At 46.2% G+C, this 476-nt stretch carries 1 pseudogene; it reads left to right on the top strand.

Annotated features, from left to right (window positions below):
- Positions 1 to 476, top strand: a pseudogene (locus tag ACYVRA_RS08660) (hypothetical protein); the annotation flags it as partial.

Raw genomic sequence — 476 nt, 5'->3', positions numbered from 1 at the left:
TCCGTGGACTTTGCCGAACTGTTACAAATTGTTCTGGAAGGGTGAGTCAATACCCGTAACAACCACGGAAGCTCCGCCCGAAGAATTGTATCCTTACTATTGTGTTTACGGCGAAGAATTCGCACCTCAGTATATAGCAAGGGACAACCCTGAAAATGAAGAATCGTTCAATGCCGATCCTTACGAAGATCCGCCGGAAGTATCGATACATACGCTTGATATGCGCGGCATTTACCGTGAATGTTCGTTTGTGCCTGGCGACTTTTTTATTGTCCGCATCATCAACTGGAATGAATGTCATTTTGAATTGGAAAAAGTTCAGAAGGATAAATGGTCACATTCTGATTTGGACAAGTGGCAGGAAGCAGCCGAAATGGGTTTTGAAAGCAGTTTTGCCCTGCTAGGGCCTGGCGCAAGCACCGAGGAACAGATTGCTTTCGCGTATTGGTACGGCGGAAAACGCATGAGGGAAATTC

Source organism: Treponema sp. R8-4-B8, from assembly GCF_054786175.1.
Note: the sequence above shows the minus strand (reverse complement) of the source record. Positions and strands in the feature narration are given on the sequence as shown.